Origin of the sequence: Kiloniella sp. (genome assembly GCF_048270245.1) — a bacterium.
In the GTDB taxonomy this organism is placed as follows: Bacteria; Pseudomonadota; Alphaproteobacteria; order Kiloniellales; family Kiloniellaceae; genus Kiloniella.
In genome coordinates this window covers 61,744-80,153 of record NZ_JBLWTH010000008.1, presented here as the reverse complement: position 1 = coordinate 80,153, position 18,410 = coordinate 61,744, and the positions used below count along the sequence as shown (strand labels likewise).

At 44.8% G+C, this 18,410-nt stretch carries 20 protein-coding genes; 5 read left to right on the top strand and 15 right to left on the bottom strand.

The annotated features are described in order from the left end of the window. Nucleotides 1-8: 8 nt before the first annotated feature. Genes phnN through phnG form a run of 8 tightly spaced genes read right to left on the bottom strand, consistent with a single transcriptional unit; the run spans nucleotide 9 to nucleotide 6,477 of the window. A complete protein-coding gene (gene phnN / locus ACN0W5_RS16395; RefSeq protein ID WP_417455159.1) occupies nucleotides 9-611 on the bottom strand; it encodes a phosphonate metabolism protein/1,5-bisphosphokinase (PRPP-forming) PhnN in 603 nt (200 codons plus the stop codon). A 1-nt stretch (nucleotide 612) separates the two neighbouring features. Next, nucleotides 613-1,755 (bottom strand): alpha-D-ribose 1-methylphosphonate 5-triphosphate diphosphatase, encoded by a 1,143-nt coding sequence (locus tag ACN0W5_RS16390; RefSeq protein WP_085902641.1) that lies wholly within the window; start codon nucleotides 1,753-1,755, stop codon nucleotides 613-615. Between the two features lie 2 nt (nucleotides 1,756-1,757). Beyond that, nucleotides 1,758-2,453 carry a phosphonate C-P lyase system protein PhnL gene (gene phnL / locus ACN0W5_RS16385; RefSeq protein WP_417455158.1) on the bottom strand — a complete coding sequence of 232 codons (696 nt, stop codon included), beginning with the start codon at nucleotides 2,451-2,453 and terminating at the stop codon, nucleotides 1,758-1,760. 10 nt (nucleotides 2,454-2,463) lie between these two features. Next, nucleotides 2,464-3,267: a phosphonate C-P lyase system protein PhnK gene (gene phnK / locus ACN0W5_RS16380; RefSeq protein WP_417455157.1), complete on the bottom strand. Its 804-nt coding sequence runs from the start codon at nucleotides 3,265-3,267 to the stop codon at nucleotides 2,464-2,466. Then, nucleotides 3,264-4,184, bottom strand: coding sequence for an alpha-D-ribose 1-methylphosphonate 5-phosphate C-P-lyase PhnJ (locus ACN0W5_RS16375; protein ID WP_417455156.1), 921 nt, complete (start codon nucleotides 4,182-4,184; stop codon nucleotides 3,264-3,266). The genes phnK and ACN0W5_RS16375 overlap by 4 nt, the downstream gene beginning before the upstream one ends. A 4-nt stretch (nucleotides 4,185-4,188) precedes the next feature. Next, the gene (locus ACN0W5_RS16370; protein WP_417455155.1) at nucleotides 4,189-5,343 is read right to left on the bottom strand and encodes a carbon-phosphorus lyase complex subunit PhnI; all 1,155 of its coding nucleotides are present in this window, start codon (nucleotides 5,341-5,343) and stop codon (nucleotides 4,189-4,191) included. Between the two features lies 1 nt (nucleotide 5,344). Further along, the gene (gene phnH, locus ACN0W5_RS16365; RefSeq protein ID WP_417455154.1) at nucleotides 5,345-5,971 is read right to left on the bottom strand and encodes a phosphonate C-P lyase system protein PhnH; all 627 of its coding nucleotides are present in this window, start codon (nucleotides 5,969-5,971) and stop codon (nucleotides 5,345-5,347) included. Next, nucleotides 5,971-6,477, bottom strand: coding sequence for a phosphonate C-P lyase system protein PhnG (gene phnG / locus ACN0W5_RS16360; protein ID WP_417455153.1), 507 nt, complete (start codon nucleotides 6,475-6,477; stop codon nucleotides 5,971-5,973). Before phnG ends, phnH begins: the two co-directional genes overlap by 1 nt. A gap of 126 nt (nucleotides 6,478-6,603) precedes the next feature. Here phnG and phnF point away from each other — a divergent pair, with 126 nt between their 5' ends. Beyond that, the gene (gene phnF, locus ACN0W5_RS16355; protein WP_417455152.1) at nucleotides 6,604-7,341 is read left to right on the top strand and encodes a phosphonate metabolism transcriptional regulator PhnF; all 738 of its coding nucleotides are present in this window, start codon (nucleotides 6,604-6,606) and stop codon (nucleotides 7,339-7,341) included. Between the two features lies 1 nt (nucleotide 7,342). Here phnF and ACN0W5_RS16350 read toward each other — a convergent pair whose 3' ends face one another. Genes ACN0W5_RS16350 through ACN0W5_RS16340 form a run of 3 tightly spaced genes read right to left on the bottom strand, consistent with a single transcriptional unit; the run spans nucleotide 7,343 to nucleotide 10,222 of the window. Beyond that, a complete protein-coding gene (locus tag ACN0W5_RS16350; RefSeq protein ID WP_417455151.1) occupies nucleotides 7,343-8,287 on the bottom strand; it encodes a carbohydrate kinase family protein in 945 nt (314 codons plus the stop codon). Between the two features lie 3 nt (nucleotides 8,288-8,290). Continuing rightward, nucleotides 8,291-8,977 (bottom strand): D-lyxose/D-mannose family sugar isomerase, encoded by a 687-nt coding sequence (locus tag ACN0W5_RS16345; protein WP_417455150.1) that lies wholly within the window; start codon nucleotides 8,975-8,977, stop codon nucleotides 8,291-8,293. Nucleotides 8,978-9,007: 30 nt separating this feature from the next. Beyond that, complete coding sequence (locus ACN0W5_RS16340) at nucleotides 9,008-10,222, bottom strand: ROK family transcriptional regulator (RefSeq protein ID WP_417455149.1); 1,215 nt, start codon at nucleotides 10,220-10,222, stop codon at nucleotides 9,008-9,010. Nucleotides 10,223-10,462: 240 nt separating this feature from the next. Between ACN0W5_RS16340 and ACN0W5_RS16335 the strand changes: the two genes are divergently transcribed. Then, the gene (locus tag ACN0W5_RS16335) at nucleotides 10,463-10,594 is read left to right on the top strand and encodes a hypothetical protein (protein WP_417455148.1); all 132 of its coding nucleotides are present in this window, start codon (nucleotides 10,463-10,465) and stop codon (nucleotides 10,592-10,594) included. Between the two features lie 91 nt (nucleotides 10,595-10,685). Here ACN0W5_RS16335 and ACN0W5_RS16330 read toward each other — a convergent pair whose 3' ends face one another. Next, the gene (locus ACN0W5_RS16330) at nucleotides 10,686-11,600 is read right to left on the bottom strand and encodes an aldose 1-epimerase (RefSeq protein WP_417455147.1); all 915 of its coding nucleotides are present in this window, start codon (nucleotides 11,598-11,600) and stop codon (nucleotides 10,686-10,688) included. 254 nt (nucleotides 11,601-11,854) lie between these two features. Here ACN0W5_RS16330 and ACN0W5_RS16325 point away from each other — a divergent pair, with 254 nt between their 5' ends. From ACN0W5_RS16325 to ACN0W5_RS16315, 3 genes are read left to right on the top strand one after another with little or no spacing between them, the layout of a single operon-like run. Then, on the top strand, nucleotides 11,855-12,559 hold the full coding sequence (locus ACN0W5_RS16325; protein WP_417455146.1) for an ABC transporter permease: 705 nt from the start codon (nucleotides 11,855-11,857) through the stop codon (nucleotides 12,557-12,559). Next, nucleotides 12,559-13,320: an ATP-binding cassette domain-containing protein gene (locus ACN0W5_RS16320; protein ID WP_417455145.1), complete on the top strand. Its 762-nt coding sequence runs from the start codon at nucleotides 12,559-12,561 to the stop codon at nucleotides 13,318-13,320. The genes ACN0W5_RS16325 and ACN0W5_RS16320 overlap by 1 nt, the downstream gene beginning before the upstream one ends. Before the next feature lie 13 nt (nucleotides 13,321-13,333). After that, complete coding sequence (locus ACN0W5_RS16315) at nucleotides 13,334-14,170, top strand: substrate-binding domain-containing protein (protein WP_417455144.1); 837 nt, start codon at nucleotides 13,334-13,336, stop codon at nucleotides 14,168-14,170. A gap of 53 nt (nucleotides 14,171-14,223) precedes the next feature. Here ACN0W5_RS16315 and ACN0W5_RS16310 read toward each other — a convergent pair whose 3' ends face one another. The 3 genes from ACN0W5_RS16310 to ACN0W5_RS16300 all read right to left on the bottom strand — a co-directional run bounded on the left by ACN0W5_RS16310 (nucleotide 14,224) and on the right by ACN0W5_RS16300 (nucleotide 18,173). Beyond that, entirely contained in the window at nucleotides 14,224-14,679 is a 456-nt protein-coding gene (locus ACN0W5_RS16310; RefSeq protein WP_417455143.1) for a DUF411 domain-containing protein, read from the bottom strand. 48 nt (nucleotides 14,680-14,727) lie between these two features. Next, nucleotides 14,728-15,084, bottom strand: coding sequence for a hypothetical protein (locus ACN0W5_RS16305; protein WP_417455142.1), 357 nt, complete (start codon nucleotides 15,082-15,084; stop codon nucleotides 14,728-14,730). Nucleotides 15,085-15,197: 113 nt separating this feature from the next. Beyond that, the gene (locus ACN0W5_RS16300; RefSeq protein WP_417455141.1) at nucleotides 15,198-18,173 is read right to left on the bottom strand and encodes an NAD(P)-dependent oxidoreductase; all 2,976 of its coding nucleotides are present in this window, start codon (nucleotides 18,171-18,173) and stop codon (nucleotides 15,198-15,200) included. Nucleotides 18,174-18,410 lie beyond the last annotated feature (237 nt).

Sequence of the window (18,410 nt, the reverse complement as noted above, 5' to 3'; positions counted from 1 at the left end):
GATTTTGCCTAACTTTGTAGCGTTGCTGATTCAGCATACCGGTAAGGGTGGCTGGCCTGTAAATAAGGGTTTTCGATCGCCATAACAAAGTTTGTAATCGCGCTTTCAAGTGACCCGCTGTTATCTATCTCAATCACGTCATCGCCGCGAACACGGTATGATTTGGCGCGATCCAATCTTTTTTGTATGTCAGCTTCACTTTCCCGACCTCGGGCGTGTAATCGTTGCGAAAGAATATCGGGGTCGACTGTGATCGAGATTATTCTAAGGTTTGGGTACTCGTTACGTGCTTCGTTTAAAACACTTCGGGATACATTGACAACAACACATTTACCTTCGGATAATTCGTCATTGATAGATCTGGGAATGCCATACTTCAAATCATGTGCATCCCATGAAAGGGCGAAAATACCCGCCCTTTTTTTTCGGGTAAATTCCTCGACTGAAAGGCCCAAATGATTTTCACCGCCAGCATTTGTGGGGCGGGTGATTGATCTCCTTGGGAAAATAACGCTTGTTGTATTGCCAAAGCGTTGACGAGCGGCATCAAGCAAGGTGTCTTTGCCTGCACCGCTAGGTCCAACTACAAGATAAAGCCAACCTGTTTCCATTTTAAGAAACCCTGTTTCCTTCGCGCCATACCCCCCTGACAACAGGGTGGTGGTGCGAGTGGTGGACATGAATAAGATCTGCTCGTTTTCCCAAGGCAATCTCACCCCGGTCAGTTAAGCCAACACGTTCTGCTGGTGTCTTTGTCACCGTTTGAATTGATTTAGGTAGATCGTAGGCGTCAAAATCTTCATAGAGCAACATAGCGGCATGCAACAGGCTATGCGGGATGTAGTCACTGGAAATAATATCCAGATACCCTTCTTTAGCTAGCTCACCTGCGGAGATATTGCCGGAATGGGATTTCCCCCGAACCACATTTGGCCCGCCCATCATAACGGCCAAGCCCGAATTATGTGAACTTCTGGCTGCTTCGAGTGTGGTTGGAAATTCAGCAACCGTCATACCATCAGATACAGCTTCTTCCACATGTGTTTCCGTTGCATCATCATGACTGGCAAGGGCAAATCCATTATCATGGGCTGTACCAACAACGTATTTGCGGTTCTTTTGGCTATATTTTTCCTGATCAAGTCGCCTGTCAGAAATGAACTTCTCCATTTCTCCATCACTCAGGCCATATTTTCCCTGATAATAAATGTAATAGGCATCAAGAGAAACAAACTGTCTTTGTCCGGGGGTGTGATCCATAACGGACAACATCCGAACCAGATTATTTTTAGATAGCTTATCCAAAGCCGGGGCCATATCCGCGTAGCTGACTTCACACCTCAAATGTATCAGGTGATCAGCACGAAGCAGGTTTTCGCGATTGGCATGAACCAGACTACCGACCATTTCTTCCAGTCGTTTAACTCGGCTGCTTCCTTCGTTCACATCACCCACTGCTATGGCGTCAAAGACAGTTGTAATCCCTGCACTGGCAACTTGACTGTCATGACTGACAACCGCAGCGACAGATGGCCACTCAGTCTTGGGACGAGGGGTCATATGTTTTTCAAGATTGTCGGTGTGTAGTTCTACCAACCCGGGTAGCAAGAGATCGCCATCAAGATCCAGCGCACTGGATATGGATGTGTTTCTTGTTGAAATATCTTCAATCTTGCCATTGGCAATCTTTAAAGATCCATGGACAACTTCGTTCGCAAGAACGACTTTTGCATTCGTGAAGACTTTTTCATTCATCTCTAAACACTCTGAAATTTGGTGACATCAAAGGTTCTGGAACAAACCGCTTCTCTGGCTTCCTGATCGTGAAAAATGCCCAAAATAGCGCACCCTCTTTCTTTCGCCTGTTCAATAAGGTCCAAAACGGTTTGTCTGTTGACGGCATCAAGAGAAGCTGTTGGTTCATCGAGTAACAGGATCGGGTAATCTGCGATAAACCCACGGGCAATATTGACCCGCTGTTGTTCTCCGCCAGAAAACGTCAGGGGTGATAAACTCCACAAGCGTTCAGGTATTCTCAGACGAGCCAAAATGTCTTGTGCCTTTGTAATGGCCTGTTCTTTATCCTGTCCGAGAGCAATCAGAGGTTCAGCAACAATTTCGATCGTTGGAACTCTGGGAATAACACGCAAAAATTGGCTGACATAACCAAGGGTGCGTTTCCTTACATCCAGAATTTGATGTGGATCTGCTTTGACAATATCGACCAGTTGATCATTGTGGCGGATATGAATACTTCCTTTGTTGCATATGTAGTTGGCATAAAGCATGCGCATAAAAGTACTCTTACCTGAACCTGATTCACCGGTTAGTGCAACGCATTCACCCTGATTTAAGAAGAAAGAAATTCCTTCAAATACTGGGATTGTCATGCTTGCCTGATTGTGAAGAGTAAAATGTTTTGCGACATTTTCCACGTTAATCATTTTTGACATATTCATGTCCTTAAGATTGCAATATCGATGAAACAAGGAGCTGTGTGTAAGGGTCTTGCGGATCATCAAGAACCTGATCCGTTAAGCCACTTTCAACAACGTGTCCGTTTTTCATCACCATGAGGCGGTGGGATAATAACCGTGCGACGGCGAGATCATGTGTGACAATAACAACGGAAAGTCCGAGGTTTTGCACAAGACCACGCAGTAGATCGAGGAGCTTTGCCTGTACCGAAACATCCAGGCCGCCAGTTGGCTCATCCATAAAAACCAGGCGAGGGGCGGTGACAAGGTTACGTGCAATTTGCAGCCTTTGCTGCATACCACCGGAAAAGGTCGACGGAAGATCGTCCAGACGTTCTGTCGATATTTCAACCTTACCAAGCCAGTCAGTCGCAGTGTCACGAATGTTTCCGTAGTGACGCCAGCCAACGGCCATTAGCCTTTCACCAATGTTGGCACCTGCACTGACACCCATTCTAAGGCCATCACGAGGGTTTTGATGAACAAAAGCCCAATCCGTCCGCATTAGAAAGCGGCGTTCAGGCTCACTCATATCAGTAAAAAGGTCCTGTGACCCATCATGACGGGTGTGATAGCTAACGGAACCAAAGGTTGGCTTCAGTTGAGCGGAAATACAGTTGAGAAGAGTAGATTTTCCTGATCCGGACTCACCAACAATCCCAAGGACTTCGCCGGGACGAAGGTCAAATGATATGTTCTGGCATCCAATCCGACTGCCATACATCATGGTCAGGTCTTTTACACTTAAGAGTGCCTGTTCAGGTGATAACGTTTGATTTGAGGAAGTCATTTTGATGCCTCTGAATTTACGGATTGCATCTGGGAAGCTTGCGATAGGGTGTGTTCCACTGACGAAGGCATGGAACCATCTTGCCTGCTCTGGCAATAATCGCTGTCGGAACAAACAAACATACGATTACCTTTATCATCCAGAATGACTTCGTCCAGGAAGCTATCTGTTGATCCGCAGAGAGCACAGTCCTGATCCCAGGATTGAATTTCAAAGGGGTGATCTTCAAAATCCAGGCTTTGTACCTTGGTGTATGGGGGGATGGCATAAATCCGTTTTTCACGACCAGCACCGAACAGTTGAAGTGCGGCACAATTATCCATTTTGGGATTATCGAATTTTGGGGTAGGAGACGGGTCCATGACATATCGGTCATTTACCTTTACCGGATAAGCATAGGTCGTTGCGATATGGCCATGACGGGAAATGTCTTCATATAGCTTGACGTGCATAAGACCGTATTCTTCCAAGGCATGCATCTTACGGGTTTCTGTTTCTCGGGGTTCCAGAAAACGAAGAGGTTCAGGGATTGGCACCTGATAAACCAGAATTTGCCCCTCTGTTAGCGTTTCTTCGGGAATTCTGTGACGGGTTTGGATAACCGTTGCATCCTTGGTTTTTTCAGTCGTGTTGATATCTGCAGTCTTTTCAAAAAACTGCCTGATACTAACAGCGTTGGTTGTATCGTCGCTGCCCTGGTCAATGACTTTCAATGTGTCTGAAGGGCCGATGACGGTTGCTGTTACCTGTACACCACCTGTTCCCCAACCATAAGGCATCGGCATTTCTCGACCGGCGAAAGGAACCTGATACCCCGGAATAGCCACAGCTTTCAGAAGCGTCCGGCGGATCATGCGTTTAGTTTGTTCGTCCAGATATGCGTAGTTATAGGACGATGCAGTTGTACTTTGAGACATCGTTTTACTCTGCCGCCTGTTGTGTTTGTGACTGTTGTGTAGATGTGTCCTGTTGCTCTTCGCGCATGCGACGGACCAGTCCCAGTTCTGCCTGAAAATCTACGTAATGAGGGAGCTTGATATGTTCGACAAAACCCGTTGCCTGAATATTATCGCTATGGGACATAACGAATTCTTCGTCCTGAGCCGGGGCGACGATGTCTTCGCCCATTTCCTTGGCACGTAAAGCACGATCAACCAGTGCCATTGAAATGGCTTTACGTTCGTTTTGTCCGAAAACCAGACCATATCCGCGTGTAAACTGTGGTGGTTCTGTTTTTGAACCCTGAAACTGGTTAACTGTTTCGCACTCGGTTATTTCCAGATCACCAATATCAATTGCAAATCCCAACTCTGGTGGTTGGATTTCGATTGAAACAGTTCCTAATCTGATTTCGCCGACAAAGGCATGGTTTCGAGCGTATCCGCGTTGTGTTGAATAACCAAGTGACAGGATAAAACCCTCATCTCCCCGGGCAAGATTTTGTAACCTTTGATCTCGATCCACAGGAAATTCCAGTGGTTCGCGGGTTAAATCGCCTACAGGATGTTCTTTTTCATTTTCGGGTAGAGTTTCCGCCTGAATAAGACCCTCATTATTTAAAAGCCCCCCCAAGACCCTTGGCATTCCTGTCTCGGATGTTTGAGTGGTTTTCTCAGGTTTCAGGCACTCAGCATCTGTCGGAGCTTCTTCGGACAGATCATCGTCAGAGGCTTCCATCAGATCAAAATCAAGAAGACGATGAGTATAATCAAAGGTTGGACCAAGGATCTGCCCGCCAGGCAAGTCTTTATAGGTAGCCGAAACTCTCCGTTCTACGTTCATCTTGTCAGTTCTGATTGGAAGGCTATAGGCCAGACGGGGTAAGGTGGTTCTGTAGGCACGAATTAAGAAGATTGCTTCTATTAAATCTCCACGAGCCTGCTTGATGGCCAAAGCGGCGAGATCTTCATCAAACAATGATCCCTCAGCCATGACACGGGATACAGACAGGCTGAGCTGTTCTTTTATCTGTGCAATGGATAGTTCAGGTATTTCTTTTGGACCGCGTCGTTTTTCTGCGAGAAGACGGTGTGCGTTTTTGATCGCTTTCTCGCCACCTTTTACAGCTACATACATTTTAAATGTCCATTTCTGAAGAACGGGGAAGGGCGCAAATATGAGTGGGAGAGGCAAAAATGACGTCAATGCCGCAAGGGAAGTAGTTTCTGTTATCCTTCATCCAGCTCCAAAGCTTTGGGTTGAGGGGAGAAGGAGACAGTTCGCTTGTGGTTTTGATGCCTGGTCCGCTCAAGACAGCTTTTTGTTCAGCATTGAAATGATCAACGGCAATGATAAGCGTTGCGGAACGATCAGGATTTTCAGCTGTACCAATTGGCAAGTTAGCAATCTGATCTGGACCTTCCATGCCATTGAGAACGGCGAAGTCACAGTGGTTCGCATTCTTTGTTAGCGAACACCCGGTATGGAACCTCAAATAATCAGCAACATTTGAGCACTCTGTTTCTGGAGAAAGCCAAATTGTCGTATCCATGTCTGCAAGAGCCAGCAGAACAGAAGCTGCAGATGAATTCAGCTTGCTTGGACTTTCACATGTGAGCGGTGTTTCTATGACCGTTCCGGGATGAGACATCGCGTCCAGAACAGTTCTGAAAATTGCCGTGGCATCAAAAACAGGATTATCGAAACCGGGAAGAGTTGTTTGACCAATATCTTGCGTAGAAAGAGAATTTGTTTGGAAGTCCATCACGCGTCTTCTCCTCGTACCATAGTGAAGAAATCAACCTTGGAAGTCGCAATCTGTGATTTACGATCTAGTTTTGCTTTTTCCTGAGCAGATGCCAGTGGTGTAACAAAAATCTCGCGTATTTGTTGTGACCAGCGATTTGTCTGGAGTAGGGCGTCAAGGACAGCGACCAGTTCCGCTTTCTTGTGATCTCTGCCTCGAATATACGCGTATCCAATGTGGTCGCTATCAAGGCACACAGTACATCGTGTTACGGACACTTCACCCAAATTGAATTGCTGCCCGTCACCGCCGGCTCTTCCGCGAACCATAACCAATCCAGTTTCTGCTTTACGCAGGAAGCGATAGGGAAGATTGCTTAGATCAGCTTCTGTTTTTGTCAGCTTATTCCAATGGTGTTGTAAATCTTGCAATGTGCAACGAGCCAGAACAGACAACCATTTCTGTCGCTCGCTATTAGTATCTTTCTGATCTAACTGGTCTTTCTGGCCCGAAACATCGGTCACTTTTATCTCCTTTCGACAAATATTAAATTTGTCTAGACGTCTATACCTTTTTGATTTATAGAATGAAGCGTTAACGAAGACAATTGACGACTGATGAAAGTTTTATGAACTTTAAAGGACAGTGAGATGGAGTGGGAAAAGGGTGAAGCAATCTGGAAACAGATTGGACGTCTTTTGCTTCAGGATATTACATCGGGTGTTTTTAAGCCGGGCGATAAACTGCCGACAGAAAATGAACTTGCAAAAAGGTTTGGTGTGAACCGTCACACAGTGCGCAGTGCGATTGCTGCACTTACAGAAGATAATGTGATGCGCGTCGAACAAGGGCGGGGAACTTTTGTTCAGGAAAACCTGATGGATTACACCTTGGGAAGTCGGACCCGTTTCTCCCAAATTGTGTCAGGGCGGCATCGTTTGCCGGATAAAACCTTGTTAAGTAGCGAAAAAGAAAAAGCAACGAAGCAAGTTGCAAAAAGATTGCTGGTCGCCAGGGATGAAAAGGTAATCAAGCTCGAAGCTGTTAGTCAGGCGGACGGTGTCGCGCTCGCCCATTCAATTAGTTATCTGCCAGCACTCCGTTTCAAGGGGATCGAGACGGTCTTTGCAGAAACAAAATCTCTAACGGAAGCCTTTAAGCATTTCGGATTAAACGATTACACCCGTAAAAATACGAGAATTACGGCGCAAATGCCAAGTAAACGTACGGCAGAACTGTTGCAACAAGCTAAAAACAAACCAGTCCTGATCACAGAAAGTGTTGATGTGGATGCCACTGGCAAAGCGATACAGTTTGGTATTACGCATTTTGCCAGTGAACGTGTCCAACTCTTTGTGGATAACGAGAGCGCTCATCCGCTCTCTTAATTTATGTTATAGAGGTCAATTCCTCTGCCCAAGGAGGAACTGCTCCACTTTGCGTCACGGTAAAGGCCGCAACTCTATTGGCTTTATTCAACGCGATAGATAGCTGCTGTTCTGTTAAGTCTTTTAACTTTGATTTAGATAGGATTCCTTGTTCACTAAGGCTTGAGAGAAAGCCAGCATTAAAGCTGTCTCCGGCCCCGATAGTGTCTTTTACCGGAACCTTCTTGCTCTCCAGTTTTATGGTTGAGTTTTGACTATAGGCAGTGGCGCCTTGCGAACCTTCGGTAAAAAGTACGATTGATGCGCCTTGTCGCAATTGTTGTTGCGCAAAATCCTCGGGTTTCGTCTTTGGTGAAAGCCATAATAGATCTTCGTCAGAGACTTTAATAATATCGCTTATTGAGAGCAACCGTTTGATGCGCTGACGATACCCATCGGGATCAGTGATGAAACTTGTCCTGATATTGGGATCAAAAGACAACACGCATTTTTCTTGGGCAGATGTAACAAGGTCTTCGAAGGTCGTTCCGCAAGGTTCCTGAATGAGACTGATTGCACCGAAATGGAATGCCTCAGCATCCGCAGGTATTTCTTTAATGTTGTTTCTTTGGAATAGTTTGCCCGCGGTATTTTCATCATAAAAGGCATAGCTGGCTTGCCCGTTTGTAAACTTTACAAACGACAAGGTCGTTGGTGCTTCCTGTCGATAGGAGTAACTGTAATCAACATTTGATTCTGAGAGTGATTGGCAAAGTTGTTCACCAAAGAGATCAGTCGAAATGCCGCCGCAGAACCCTGTTTTCGTGCCTAATCGTCCTAGGGCGATAGCGGTATTGAAGATTGCTCCCCCCGAAACAGGTTGATAGGTGGTTCCTTTTTGTTCCTTTTGTGAAGGAATCTCTACCGGCAACATGTCAATTAGGGCTTCGCCACAACAAATGATCATGGGTTATTTCATCCATTTATCGTAATCAGAAACAAGCAGGTGTTTCGGAGCTTCGTTTTCTTCTATTTGAGAGAAACGTCCTATCTTTGCATGAAAGACATTATCAGTCAGATCGTCATTTACTGTTGAAACTTCACCAATGAGAACATCTGCTCTTTCCCCCCAGAAGGCGTGCCAAACGCCAGGCAGAAGGGTAACACTCTCGCCCGGTGCCAATTTCAAAAGGCCACCCGCTTTAAGCTTTCTGTTAATGCCATCACAGGGAACAATTACTTCGGCTTCTTGATCAATATCACCGTTAGGATCAGACATGAATAGCTCAAGGACAAGATCACCGCCGCCCCGGTTAATAATATCTTCTGCTTTGATATTATGGCGGTGCATAGGGGAAATTTGATCTTTGCGAGAAATCATAATTTTTTCGGCATAAAGCATGCCTTTGCCAGTTTCCAGATCCTCTGCAAAGCCGTTTCTGACGGTAAAAAGAAATAATCCCAGCTCATCAAATTTTTCCTGACCGTAATCCGTAATGTCCCACCCCATTCGGGCCTTTGTGATGCCTGTTAGCTCTTTTTTGCGGTTTTGCATGTCCTGAGGGCTGAAGTATGCAAAGGGGGGCAGGATATAACCATGGGATTTGATGAAACTGTCTGATTGAGCAAGGATTTCATTAACTTCTGAGCGTTGCATTTTCTTAAGTTCTCGTTAGTTTTAATAGGGTTATTGATTGAGAGAGGTATTTTGATCAACAAAAAAGCGATCAAACAAAGGAAGGCTTGCCCCCCCTAAGGCGCGAGCAACTGTTCCAAGTGATCCTTCGCAAATTATTGGCTGTTCTATCCCCTGTTGATTATAGTTTTTTATGGCTTCTTGAGTGGCTGCGACAATGCGGCTACGCACGTGTTCCGGAAAAGCCCCATCTATTACTGTTGCTTCCTGATCAATCAATGCTGTGGTTGAGATGATCGCCTGAGCCAAGCCATTTGCGACACGTTCTATCCAAGGATTAATTGTCTCATTTAAAGCTTGCCAACCATTTTCCATATTCCAAAGCGGAGAGGGGTCAATACCAACTTCTTGTAACTGTTTTTCAAAGGTGACGATTGATGCTTCATCAATAAGTTGTTTGTAATCGCCAGCTTTGTCACTTATCAGCATGGAGCCTAAGGCCCCGGCATTCCCGTTCTTTCCGATAAATAGGCTACCATTAATAACGAGGCCGCCGCCGATAAAGGTGCCGATGTAAAAGTACGCAAAATCACGTTTGGTTTGGTTTGTTCCAAAAGCGAGTTCAGCACCACAGGCTGCCGTTGCATCATTTTGTAAATAAACAGGGTAGGAACAGCTATGACTTAGTACCTTCTGTATGTCATATGTTTTCCAGTTTTCCATCTTGTCGGTTGATGTGCCAATGGTCTCTGCCCAATTCCAGAGCTCAAAAGGCATAGCAATGCCCAGGCCAGAAATTTTGGATGCGGTTTCTCCTAAATCGACCTCAAATATTTTGATCGACTTAAGGGCAAATTTCTCTATGTCATCAGGCTCAGGGAAAGGGTAGGTGTGAATAACCCTTTGTTTCACCTGCCCTAAAAAGTCGACAAGGATGAGTTCAGAACTGCGCCGCCCTATTTTTAATCCCAAAAAGAAGACACCATCGGGATTAAGAGAAAGGGGGACTGAAGGTTGACCGACTTTTCCACGCACAGGTTCACCCTTTATAAGTAATCCATCGGCTTCTAGTGAACGCATAATGACAGATACTGTTTGTGCAGATAGCCCAGTCATTTGAGCAAGTTTCATTTTGGGGAGCTGCCCGTTTCGACGCACAAGCGAGAGTACCAAGCGTTCGTTATAAGCTCTCATATTACTTTGATTAGATCCTTTTAGCTTTTGATCTAATTCAGTAATGTTTTCTTGATCGGGTTGTTGATCCAACTCTGAAGCCTTTGTTGTTTTGGCTATATGCTGACCTTGTAAAACACATATTTTCCATTTTGCTCTATGGTAACTATCGGGAATTATTTTTGGATGGTCAATAAATAAATAAGAGTGATTTATTTATTGTGAATAGATCTATCCACAATACATGGTGTGTAAGGTAAAAAAGAAGTAGGGCGTTGCTGGGTGATCCCAGATCCATAGAAAAGTTAGTCACCTATATCCGATGAATGAAGGATGATGAAAAACGTTTTGTTATCTCTATCTCAGGTTTGGCTTGATTTTGAAAAGGGATTGATCAAGCAATGGTTGGGTTTGGGTTTGGGTTTGGGTTTAAGTAAAGAGGCGGCAACAAAGCGTGCTTTGTAAAATGATATTCCTAATGCCAATTTAGTGAATTATAACTTATTTCGGGCTGATATTATTCTTGAGTTATATCCTATAACTATCTGTAAAATAACTAAAACTCTGTGTAGATATTGAATTTTATCCAACCTTCAAGTGTTTGTTTTGGTGCAAGAACATGAATGCCTGTGTCTTCTAACGACATACCTTTTGATGTCGAGTTCAGGGCATCCGTTATGTGTGATGTTGGTTCTACGCAGAAGAAACTTTCGTCTTTTGGGGCGTAAACGACGAGGCGATTTAGGTTTTTACTGGCGTTCAATTCAACTGAAACATTGTCTTCTGGCCAATGAATCTGTGCCTTGCCATCCCATGGTTCAAACTGATTGTCGCATTCTAATGTTTCGACCAATGGATTTGTCCTTAAATCCCAATGTTCGGGACATTCAACAAGCTTTGTGGGGAGGCAGGTTTGATTAGTTATCCAGACGTTTTTCGCATTTGCTTTTAATCGCGTGTTTTTACGTTTTGGTAAATAAGGGTGCACCCCAAGACCTACAGGCATTGGGCGGTCACTGGTATTAATGACAGAAATATGCTGAGTTAAGTCAGTACCAGTTAGATTAAAAGTTTGAACGGCATCAAAATCAAAGGGCCAATCCGTGGGCTTTTTGTCATTTGCCGTATAGTTTAATTCCAACATTATTTGAGACTTTTGATGATCTTTAACCTGCCAATGTCTTTGCCAGGAAATTCCATGAATCGAGTGGGGATGATCTGCGAAGTTTAGCGCCAGTTGATATGATTTACCGTCAAAGGTGAATTGCCCTCGTTTAATACGGTTGGAATAGGGAATTAAGGGAAAGGACGCTGTGTTCAGCGGTGAAAAGACAGCTTCGTTGTCTTGTTGATAGGGGCGTAAGATATCATAAGCACGATCTCTCTTGATTGCGTATGACATAATACAACCTCCATCCAATGAGAAGGAGGCGACAGCTATATCTGTTTCGATGGTCAGGTCTGAGATCAAGAACAGTCGGCCTTTCGTCGGATTGATATTGAATATGGTTATCTTAAAAATATTTTCACTTTAATTATGATCAGATTTTAATCGAACATTTTTTACAAAATCACAAAGTTTAATCTGTTTTTCAAATTTAGATTTTCAAATATAAATACATACAAAGCAAAAGTATCTGAGTAGTGTGCCCGAACATTTTGCCATAACAGCTTTATGGCATAAAACTCTATGTGCGTCCCGTATCAGTTATATTTTGGAATTTTATGAACGATCTTTGGCAGGCATTTTTCAAAGCGATATCGCTTGTCATTACCCTAGATGACCAGCTACTTGAGATCGTCTTTTTATCTCTGCGATTAAGTTTGTCAGCAGTGGGAATAGCCTTGCTCATTGCACTGCCTTTTGGTGCTGTTCTTGCGTTAACAAAATTCCCCGGCAGAAAAATTTTAGTCATTATTATCAATGTTTTTATGGGACTGCCGCCCGTTGTTGTCGGGCTTTTTGTCTATTTACTTTTGTCCCGTAGTGGCCCCTTTGGTGTTTTTGGCCTGTTGTTTACCCCCACAGCCATGATCATTGCTCAGGTTATCTTGGTCGTGCCCATCGTGACGGCAATTACACGACAGGTGCTGGAAGAGCTCCATCTTGAATATGATGAGCTCCTGAGATCACTTGATGTGCCTTGGTATCGCAAGGTGACGGCTTTAGTCTGGGATGCCAGATTTTCCTTAACGACAGCTGCATTAGCCGGTTTTGGACGTGCTATTTCAGAGGTTGGCGCTGTGATGATCGTCGGGGGTAATATCGACCACCTGACCCGTGTCATGACAACGGCTATTGCTCTGGAAGCAAGAAAGGGTGATTTGGTTATGGCTCTTGCTCTTGGATTAGTATTGCTGGCGGTCGCTCTTGGAATTAACCTTTTTGCCTACAGCATTACAGAAACGGTAAAGAGGCGACATAAGTGATGACAAAACATCCTTCGATTTTACCGTTAAAAGTTGAAAACCTTGAGTATGAGGCAGGTGGGAAGCAACTGATTAAAAATATCAGTTGCGAATTCAACCAAGGGAAAAGATATCTTCTTTTGGGGCCAAACGGCGCAGGGAAAACACTTCTGCTACGACTGTGTCATGGTTTGTTGAAGCCAAAATCTGGCAAAGTGATATGGTCGTCTGGCAAAGATGCTAACCCTAAGCATCATCAGGCTATGGTTACTCAACGACCGGTCATGTTACGGCGTTCAGCTTATGCAAATATTGATTATGCGCTTTCCGTTCGCGGTGTAGAAAAATCCCTGCGACCGGATATGATTAACGCTGTTATCCAGAGAACGGGATTAACGCGGGTCGCAAATAAACTTGCGACCGTTCTCTCGCTTGGGGAGCAGCAGCGTTTGGCAATTGCGCGGGCATGGGTGTTAAAACCAGAGGTCCTTTTTATGGATGAGCCAACGGCTAGTTTGGATCCGCCGGCAACACATTCCATTGAAGAACTTATCCACGAAATTTCTGTAGAGGGCACGACGGTTATTATGACCTGCCATGATCTTGGTCAGGCAAAGCGTCTGGCAACCGATGTTCTTTTCATGTTCAGGGGACGTATTAAGGAAATGTCTTCTGCAGATGATTTTTTTGCTGGTCCGCAAAACGATTTGGCGCAAGCCTTTTTAGACGGTCAGCTTATCTGGTGGAAACGCCGCCCAGAAAAAGACGATGTTCAAATTTAGGAGACACTATTTAATGTTTAACAGATCTATTATGCGTGCACTTGGTATCGCAGCCGCATTAGTAATGGTTGGGTATGGCCCAGCTTCATACGCAGATGAAGCAAAGAATAATATTACGTTGGCTTCCACCACATCGACACAAAACTCAGGCTTGTTTGATTACTTGCTGCCTCTTTTCAAAAAGCAGACTGGTGTTGATGTACATGTTGTTGCCGTCGGTACAGGGGCCGCCCTTAAGCTTGCCCGTAATGGGGACGCGGATGTTCTTATGGTGCATCATAAAACGTCTGAAGAGAAATTTGTTGCTGATGGGTATGGTGTGAAGCGTTTTGACGTGATGTACAACGATTTTGTTCTTGTCGGACCGGATAGCGACCCGGCTAAAGTTAAAGGTTCTGAAACTATCGTTGATGCGTTGAATAACATTAAAACAAAACAATCAGTCTTCCTTTCTCGTGGTGATGATAGTGGTACCAATAAAAGAGAATTAGAACTTTGGAAAGCCAACGGAGATAACCCTAAATCTGCATCAGGTGACTGGTATCGTGAAACCGGTTCTGGCATGGGCGCAACTTTGAATACGGCTGTGGCTATGCAAGGGTATGCGCTGACTGACAGAGCGACCTGGATCAGCTACAAAAACAAACAAAACATGGAAATCCTTTTTGAGGGTGATGAACGTCTGTTCAATCAATACGGTGTAATCGTTGTGAACCCGGAAAAGTTTCCACATGTAAAAGTAAAACCTGCGGAAACTTTCGTGAATTGGATCATATCTTCTAAAGGGCAAGAGGCTATTGCGGGTTATAAATTATCCGGCGAGCAGTTGTTTATTCCCAACGCTGAATAAATAAAGTTTTTTAAAAATTTTGAGGAGGGAGCCTTTGGAGGCTCCCTCTTTTTTTATTCGATCGTATAGAGAGTAATCGAGTGATCATTTTCTTTAATATCGTACGAATAAATTCTAAAGGGTTCTTCTTTTTCAATTCCCATGCCGGGTGACCCCATTGGCATTCCGGGCAAGGAAATCCCCGTTACATCAGGTTTTTCCGATAAAAACTTATCAACGACATTTAGGGGAACATGTCCTTCGATGACATAACCGTTGATTAAGGTTGTGTGGCAAGAAGACATTTCATCTGTAATGCCATACGATTTTTTGATCAGGGACATTTTTTCTGTGGGTACTTCTTTAACCTTGTAGCCGCTTTGACGGAGATGCTCGGCATAAGCACTACAGCAACCGCATTGCGGATTTTTAAACAAGGTGGCTTCACCTTCACCTGCATGAGCATTAATCGGCAAAAGGTTGATAAACATCGTAGCTGCAATTGTTGCCACAGGAATAAAAGATCTCATTTTATAATCCTATTGTTTCTGTATTAGTTGGTTGTTTTTAGTTTTATTTTACAGATTTATAGGGGGAGAAATCTCTACCGCTGGGAACAACCCAACAGATTGTTCTAGGTGAGGATATGCATCATCTGAGTGGGATCGTTGATTGTTAAGTGTGTTTTCAACGAGTATGGCTGGCGCCATAGATAGGCAAAAATCAAGGCAGATAACCGCATTGGAATGGTCAATACACTCTTTGCAGCTATCGATATCTGATGCCATATCCTGTACGTACGATATGTTTGGAATAGACGAATTATTTACATTGTGATCGCTTAACTTAGGTGTATGCGCACCAGCCTGTGCAAGCGGTGTAAAAAGAACGCTTAAGCTAAAGATTAAACAAATTATAGTACGCCAGGATTTCATGGACTTAAATTACCGAGATCTATCGGTGCTTGTCTAGGATCATTATTGTCACATAAATAAAAAAGGTGCCATGAATGAACATGACACCTTTTTCAGTTGATCATTTTATGAACTTAACCGTATGGGCCTTTCAGACCAAGCTGTTCAACAAGCGTGATGTACTTGTTGGACTGCAGCGTTAGTTGAGCGCCGTAGCGATCAATAAGTTCCTGACGACGTGAAGCATCTTTCGTAACAGAAAGAGCGCCCCAAATTGCGGCCATGTCTTCGGTTAGCTTACGAAGCTCTGCGGCTGTTTCGTCTTCAGCGGCAACGGAAGCCAGTGCATTGGATGTTACTTTACCCACACCATTAACTGTTGTCGCACCGGCATCAGTATACCCAGTAGGAAGATCACCTTTTAGGTTCATGATCGACTTGTACTGGATCGCATCAAAGATCTGATCAACGGCCTGTTTTGCACCCTGAACGCGGGAAACGTGCTCGGTATCCGCAGCTGCATGAGGCAGAAGCTCTAGCTTGTCTGCATGACGATCAACAAGCGTAAGGTAAGGAACCATTGGTCCGCTTAGTTCGCCAGTTTCTGTATTTTTGAACAGATCTGCATCAATCGCAGCATAGGCAACCTTGCCACTTGTAAGGGCAGCATCAAGGGCGTCGATGTTGATCACTTCACCACGGTCGTAGTTAACAACAATTGCGCCATCATTCAGGGCGTTGAGTACGCCTTCGTTGACCAGGCTGTCATTGGCAAATTTACCTGTTTCTGCATTAAAGGCACCCAGACCGGTATGTGGGCTGATAACATCAGCACCTTTAGCTGCTTCTTCAGGCGTTTCTGCGTAGATGAAACCTTCTGATTCAATCCATGCTTTGTGACGGGCACGTGCATAGATGGACACTCTCATACCAAAGGCTTTGCCAAGATTTGCAACTTCGCGGCCAATATTACCATAACCGATCACAGCAAGTTTTTTGCCTTCGAGTTTCTCAGTCGGGAACTTGCACAGGTCTTTTCCTGTGTCAAAATCACCTGCGCAGACAAGTTTGTGCATTTCTTCGACAGGAAGATCAGGAGTAACTTTCAACAGGGCTTTCATTGCCATCTGTGCTGTTGCACGGCTGTTAAAGCTCGGCGTATTCATGAGGGCGGCTTCACCACCGTCACCATTACCACCACCCCATGAATCAGAACCCATGTTGCCGGTTCCCGCACCAATACGAACACCACCGTGTTTGAATACGGAAGCTTTCGGCAGGAATGTTGCCGCTACGATTGTTGCGTCATACTGGCCTTTATCTGTCTGGGGTAGAAGCTCTTCTTCTGTACTCAGGTTTGGCTGATATGAGAAATGAATCTTGCCAGTTTCCAGATTTGCATCATCTGCAATCGGACCTTCGTGGAAAACACCGCCCTTTGCTTCGACATAGGCACGAACCTCGGAATGATCTGGATTGCCGTTTGTATCGAATTTCAATCCAACAAGGTCGGCAACAAGCACTTTGTACGCTTTATTTTGATCATCCTGACGTACTTTGCCAGATGTATCGTTTGCAGTTGATTCAAAAGTTACCCCTTCTTTCGCAAGAAGTTCTTCTAGCACAACGATTTTTGCACGGTGGTAGGCGTATTCGAGGTTTTCAAGCAGAGCAATAACGTCTTCTACTGGGCGTAGACCACCAATCCAGGCGCGATAGTCACCAGGTGTGCCCGGGAAAGCATTGACGTAACGGGCAACGTCCAGACCTTCTTCATGCTCACCATTCGGATGCGTTAGGCCTTCGTAGCCAAGCATCTGCTTGGATTTGGCAATGATGTCTGCGTGGATTGCAGGGTCTGTGTTTGCGCCTTCTGTTACTTTGAGTAGAGTAACAGCTGCACCACGGTTATCTGCATCTGTAACACCCAGTTCTAGTGTTGGGTTGTTTGCAATCCAGTCGTTGGCTGTCTGACGGTTTTTAATGGACCGCTTGTTCAAGTCCCGTGCTGAGCCGATTGACTTTTCAGCGCGCAGAAGACCAAAAGTTGTTTCTGCAAAAGCAAGGGTCGAGAAGGTATTGATGATACCACCAAGCATCTTGTGTTCAGCAGGATCGTAAACCGGACCAAGTTCCCAGGTTTTTTCGCTGCTCATTGGCTCTTTTGGGTCTGCAGGAACCGCTATTTTAAGTTGACGAGGGATCGCCCATGCAGGATCTTTCTGGTTCTGGTTCATCAGGGTCAAAGCTTCTGGTGTATAAGAAGCAATGAAATAACCTGAAATACCACCAATCGCTTTTTGGAATGGCATGAACATACAGCATTTGTCCATAACCTCTAGGACGACATTCTCTGCCCACGGCATTGCACCCAGCATAGATGTACTGTCAATGATGGCGTGATGTTCGGTTGGGTTCGCATCGATCCACTTTAAAAGCTCGATGATTTCGGACTCTTTATAGGTCGTTGCGCCTGTTGTCTCGTGACCAACACCAACAAAGAGTTTGATCCCCTTAGAACTCAGCTCGGCTGCAGTCGGAATTGCGCCTTCGCCTTCGGAGTAGTGGATGCGTTCTATATCACCATTTGCAGCGAATTTCTGCATTTCCATAATCTGGGAACCCCAAGATTGACGGAAAAACCCACCCGCTTTGCCTTCGGCAGATTCAGGTTTTGGTGTATCTACATAGATTTTTTGATCAGGGTTGTTTGCATTCATCAAATGAAGAATGGAAACGGTAAAGCCACTGTGTCCACCACCTAGACCAATAGCCATTTTATTCTTTTTTGGGAATTCAAAGTAACGATGAATTTCACGGACCATATCCAGTAGAACTTTATCAGCTGGATAGCCACGGTGCATGCTGCGACCGATTTCAGCAGTTGTAAAGCTGCCGATGCGATTGCCGCGATCATCTACTTTGGCATAATTTTCTTCAAGCCATGCATCAAACTGAAAGCGCAGGCGACGCCCGTCAACTTCGTCGGATGTCATATCCGTAATGGGGCCTACGCCAAAGAACTGGTTAGACGTTCTTGTTGGAGCACCTTTTGCGGTGACAGCCAAGGACGCATCGCGTTGTGCCTTTAGGTCATCAATCGATACCATGATGTTAAATTCCCTGTGTTACTCAATAATGATGGCCTGCTGGGCGTGGTGAATGCACACGATCTGTTGATTGTTGTCAATCGCAAGAAATAGGCTTAATCGGAATAATCCAGCGCCTAAAAAGTAATTTGGTGTTCAATTACCAGCCAATTGCAGCACAAAATTTCAAAATTTTGCATTCCATGTGCTGTATATACCCCCTGTAAATCAGGGGTATGCCGATCAGCGCAGCAAAAT